A 5,232-nucleotide genomic window follows, 5' to 3' on the forward strand; every position below is an offset into this window, starting at 1 on the left:
GGGGGTGGGTCAGGAGCGGGAGAGGCGGCGGAGCAGCGAGTCGGCTCCGAGCGGGTACGCCCCGTGCCGGCGGACGCCGTCGGCGACCTCCCGGTCGGAGGAGACCACCACGACCGGCCGCCCCGCCGGCTCGGCCCGGACCAGCCGGCGGATCAGCTCGTCGGCGGTCTCACCCTTGCGGCTGAAGAGCACCCGCACGCCGCGCGGGGCGGGAGGCAGGCCGTGCATCCGCTCGGCGCCGTCGAACACGACGGTGACCTCGTCGCCGGTCTGCGCGGCGATCCCGCCCAGGCCGGTGATCAGCCGTTTGCGCTGCTGTTCGAGGGACATCTCGCCGAAGCCGCGCTTGGTGACGTTGTAGCCGTCGACCACCAGGTGCGCCCGGGGCAGAGCGAGGAGTTGGTCCAGGCGGGCCGGGTCGTCGGTGTCGCGGGCGCGGGCCGCCGGACCGGCGGCGGGCGCGGCGGCCGGGTTCACGGCGAAGGCGTCGGCGACGAAGTCGGCAGGCAGCTTGTCGACCGGATCCAGGGCCAGCTCGCGGCGCAGCCCGACGGCGGCCTGCCCGATCGTCTCCAGCAGCAGCCAGAGCCGCGCGTCGTCGACCGAACGGGCCTCCTTGGCGCTGGCCCGGGCGACGCCGGCCGCCGCCTCGGCCTCGGCGAGCCGGGCCCGCGCCCGGCGCAGCTCGGCATCGGCGTCGGCGGCGGCCCGGGCGGCCCGGCCACGCTCGGTGGCCAGCAGTTCGCCGGCCCGGCGCTCGCGCGCCTGTGTTTCCCGCAGCGTCCGGTTGAGCTGCCGGTTCTCCTCCCGCAGCTGGCCCAGCTCCTCGCGCACCCGGGCCAGCTCGTCGCGGAGCTTCTCCGCCTCGACCCGGGCCACCGCCCGGTCGTGTTCGGCGCGGGTGGCCCGCTGCTCGGCCTCGCGGACCAGCTCGGCGACGACCGCGCTGTCCGCCTCGGCGCGTACCGCGGCCCCGCTGGCCTCGATCAGCTCCCGCCAGCCCCGGGGCCGGGCAAGGTACGCCAGGGCGGCCACCTCGACCGGGTCGGCGGCGGCCGGGGCGGTCCCCTCGACGACGGCGGCGCCCAGGTCACCGGCGTCGGCGAGCACTCGGGCGGTGATCCGTTGCCGGAACAGCGGATCGCCGGTGAGCTGGGCCGCGATCGCCGGGGCACCCAGGCGGGCCCGGCGGTTCGGGGCGAACTTGGCGACCCGGCGCAGCGGCACCGGCACCTCGTCGGCGGGCAGGCCGGGCAGCACCGCGGCGGTCAGGGCGACAATGCGCTGACGGACCGGTTCGGGAAGGATCGGCTCCGGCTCGGGCGCCCCCACACCCGGGTCGTCGCCAGCCTCCGGCGCGGCGACGGACGACCTCTCCTCGGGGAGATGGTCGTCGTTCGGCTCGGTGAGGGGCATGTGGCAAGTCTCCCACCGCGACCGGGCCCACCGCCCAGTGAGTGAGCCGATCTCTCATCCTAGCCCCGTGGTACCTGCTGGGGCGGGTGTGCCGGGAGTGTCGGACCAGCCGGTTACCGTTCCGCCCGTGGCACCTGGGGAGTACGTCCAGCAGTCGCTGGCCGGTCTGGATCCGACGGCGGGCGCCGGGGTCGACCCGGCGCTGCCGCTCCACGCGGCCACCTTCGTGGTGGTCGACCTGGAGACCACCGGCGGCGCGCCGGACGGCGGCGGGATCACCGAGATCGGCGCGGTCAAGGTGCGCGGCGGCGAGGAGCTGGGGGTGCTGGCCACCCTGGTCAACCCCGGCGTGCCGATCCCGCCGTTCATCACCGTGCTGACCGGCATCACCCAGGCCATGCTGGTCCCCGCCCCACCGATCGAGCAGGTCCTGCCGAGTTTCCTGGAGTTCGTCGCCGACGCCGTGTTGGTCGCCCACAACGCCCCCTACGACGTGGGTTTCCTGAAGGCGGCCTGTGCCCGGCACGGCTACCGGTGGCCCAATCCCCGGGTGCTGGACACGGCGGCGCTGGCCCGGCGCGTGCTGACCCGCGACGAGGTGCCCAACCGCAAGCTCGGCACCCTCGCGGCCTACTTCCGCACCGCCACCCAGCCCACCCACCGGGCGCTCGACGACGCGAAGGCCACGGTGGACGTGCTGCACGGGCTGATCGCCCGGCTCGGCGGGCACCGGGTCGACACGGTCGGCGAGGCGATCGAGTTCGCGAAGGCGGTCACCCCCACCCAGCGGCGCAAGCGGCACCTCGCCGACGGGCTGCCCAAGGCTCCCGGGGTCTACATCTTCCGCGCCGCCGACGGCCGCCCGCTCTACGTCGGCACCTCCGGCGACATCGCCACCCGGGTGCGCAGCTACTTCACCGCCGCCGAGAAGCGGGCCCGGATGTCGGAGATGTTGGCCGCGGCCGAGCGGGTCGAGGCGGTCGAGTGTGCGCACTCCCTGGAGGCCGAAGTCCGTGAGCTGCGGCTGATTGGCGCGCACGCGCCGCCGTACAACCGCCGGTCGAAGTTCCCGGAGCGGCTGGTCTGGCTCAAGCTGACCGACGAGGCGTACCCGCGGCTGTCGGTGGTGCGCGCCCTCTCCCCCACCGACACCGCCTACCTGGGGCCGTTCCGCTCCCGGCGGGCCGCCGAGCTGGCGGCGGCCGGGTTCCACGACGCGGTCCCGCTGCGCCAGTGCACCCACCGGCTCTCGCTGCGCACGGTCACGCCGGCCTGCGCGCTGGCCGAGCTGGGTCGCTGCCCGGCGCCCTGCGAGCACCGGATCACTCCCGACGAGTACGACCACCGCGCCGCCGCCCCGTTCCGCGCCGCGACCACCAGCGACCCGCAGCCGGTGGTCGACGCCCTGCTCGCCCGGATCGCGACGCTGGCGGCGGCCCAGCGCTACGAGGAGGCCACGGTGGTGCGCTCCCGGCTGGCCGCCGTGCTCCGGGCGACCGTCCGGATGCAACGGCTCGCCGCGCTGACCCGGATCGCCGAGCTGGCCGCCGCCCGACCCGCCGCCGGCGGCGGCTGGGAGCTGGCGCTGGTGCGGCATGGCCGGCTGGCCGGCGCGGGGGTGTCCCCGCCCGGTGTCCACCCGCGACCGACGATCACCGCGATCCGGGCCACCGCCGAGACGGTGCCGCCCGGCCACGGGCCGGTGCCCCGGGCGTCCGCCGAGGAGACCGAACGGATCTTGTCCTGGTTGGAGCGGCCGGAGACCCGGCTGGTGGAGATGTCGTCCGAGTGGTCGTCGCCGGTGACCGGCGCGGCCCGCTACCGTGACCTTCTGGCGAAGGCCGAGAACGCTGGCTCCCCCCAACTCTCGACCGAACGCTCATGAGCAAGTGACCGATCGGATGACGCCGGCTCACTTAGGCTGTTAAGGGAGTGCAGTCCTGCCCGTTTCGTGGGCCTGCTTCCGGTTGCCGATGACGGTGGCCGCGGAGCCGGGGTGAGGAGGTGTCCCTCGTGGACGTCGACGCCGGACACGGCGCCGCCCTGGGGGGCGCGCTCCCGACGCAGCCGGGGGAGCTGCCGCTGGCCCGCCGCCTGCGGTCGCTGCTGACCTGGCCGACCAACGACACCGACCCGGTCAGCCAGCTCGTCCGCAGCCACCGGAGCATCCACCCCAGCGCGGACCCCTCCGTGCTGCGCAGGGCGTACACGATCGCGGAGAACATGCACCGCGGCCAGTTCCGCAAGAGCGGCGAGCCGTACATCACCCATCCGCTGGCGGTCGCCGAGATCTGCGCCGACCTCGGCATGGACACCACCACACTGGTCGCCGCGTTGTTGCACGACACGGTGGAGGACACCCGATACACCCTCCAGGCGCTCGCCGAGGACTTCGGCGGCGAGGTGGCCCACCTGGTCGACGGGGTCACCAAGTTCGACAAGGCGTTCTACGGCAAGGCCGCCGAGGCCGAGACCATCCGCAAGATGATCGTCGCGGCCGGCAAGGACGTCCGTGTGCTGATCATCAAACTGGCGGACCGGCTGCACAACATGCGCACCCTCGGGGTCCGCTCGGCCGCGTCCCGCGAACGAATCGCCCGCAAGACCCAGGAGGTGCTCGTCCCGCTCTGCGACCGGCTGGGCATCCAGACCCTCAAGCGCGAGCTGGACGACGTGGTGCTGCTGCACCTCGAGCCCGACGAGCACGCCCGGATCGCCCGGCACGTGCACGACCGGCCCGGCTGGGACGCGTACCTCGACGACGTGGTCGCCCAGGCGAAGGTGGCGCTGCGCCGCAGCCGGGTCGACGCCGAGGTCAGTCCGCGTCCCCGGCACCTCTACTCGATCTGGAAGGACACCGTCGCCGGCAGTCACACCGCCCCGTTCGACCTGCCCCGCATCGTGATCGTGGTCGACGGCCCGGCCACCGACTGCTACGCGGCACTCGGCGCCGTGCACTGCCGGTGGCGCCCGATCCCCGGCCGGTTCAAGGACTTCATCGCCTCCCCGAAGAACAACCTCTACCGGTCCCTGCACACCAGCGTCTGCGGCCCCCAGGACCGCACCGTCGAGGTGCTCATCCGCACCCGTGAGATGCACCGTTGGGCCGAGTACGGCATCGCCGCCGACTTCCGTTTCCCCCGCACCGCCGGGTCGGAATCCGCCAAGGTCGACCAGTTGGGCTGGCTGCGCCGGGTGCTGGACTGGGAGCAGGAGGCGCCCGATCCGGCCCAGTTCCTCGAGTCGCTGCGCTGCGACCTGGCCGAGGCGCAGATCCAGGTGGTCGCCGACGGCCGACAGGTGGTGCTCCCGGCCGGCGCCACCCCGGTCGACCTGGCGTACGAACTGGGCACCGACCGCGGCGACCATTGTCTCGCCGCCCGGATCAACGGCCGGCTGGCCCCGCTCTCCTCCGAGTTGGAGGAGGGCGACGTGGTGGAGATCTTCACCGAGAACGACGCGGAGAGCGGGTTCGAGGCCACCGCCGCCCCCCGCGGGCCGCGCCGGGAGTGGCTCAGCTTCGTCAAGTCGCCGCACGCCCAGATGCAGATCAACCGGTGGTTCGCCGAGCACACCGCGCCGGGCATCTCGATCGCCGACAAGGTGCGTCTCGGTCGGGCCACGATCGGCCTGGCACTGCGCAAGCGCGACCGAGGGCTGGCCAGCGACCTGCCGCTGCTGCGGCTCTCCGAGGAGCTGGGCTACCCCGACCTGGAAACCCTCCTGGTGGCGGTCTTCGACCGGGCGGTCGAGCCGGACGCCGTGGTCCAGCAGCTCATCGACCTCGTCGACCACAGCCGGTGAGCCGCACCCACC

At 74.2% G+C, this 5,232-nt stretch carries 3 protein-coding genes; 2 read left to right on the forward strand and 1 reads right to left on the reverse strand.

What is annotated here, in order from left to right; translation table 11 throughout:
* Window positions 1–9: 9 nt before the first annotated feature.
* The gene (locus tag E1193_RS29855) at window positions 10–1,416 is read right to left on the reverse strand and encodes an NYN domain-containing protein (RefSeq protein WP_132186484.1); all 1,407 of its coding nucleotides are present in this window, start codon (window positions 1,414–1,416) and stop codon (window positions 10–12) included.
* A gap of 127 nt (window positions 1,417–1,543) precedes the next feature.
* On the opposite strand from E1193_RS29855, the gene E1193_RS29860 reads away from it, so the two are divergent.
* Complete coding sequence (locus tag E1193_RS29860) at window positions 1,544–3,301, forward strand: DEDD exonuclease domain-containing protein (RefSeq protein ID WP_132186485.1); 1,758 nt, start codon at window positions 1,544–1,546, stop codon at window positions 3,299–3,301.
* 128 nt (window positions 3,302–3,429) lie between these two features.
* On the forward strand, window positions 3,430–5,220 hold the full coding sequence (locus E1193_RS29865; protein ID WP_132186486.1) for an HD domain-containing protein: 1,791 nt from the start codon (window positions 3,430–3,432) through the stop codon (window positions 5,218–5,220).
* Window positions 5,221–5,232: the final 12 nt, after the last annotated feature.

Source organism: Micromonospora sp. KC606 (assembly GCF_004348675.1).
GTDB lineage: Bacteria > Actinomycetota > Actinomycetes > Mycobacteriales > Micromonosporaceae > Micromonospora.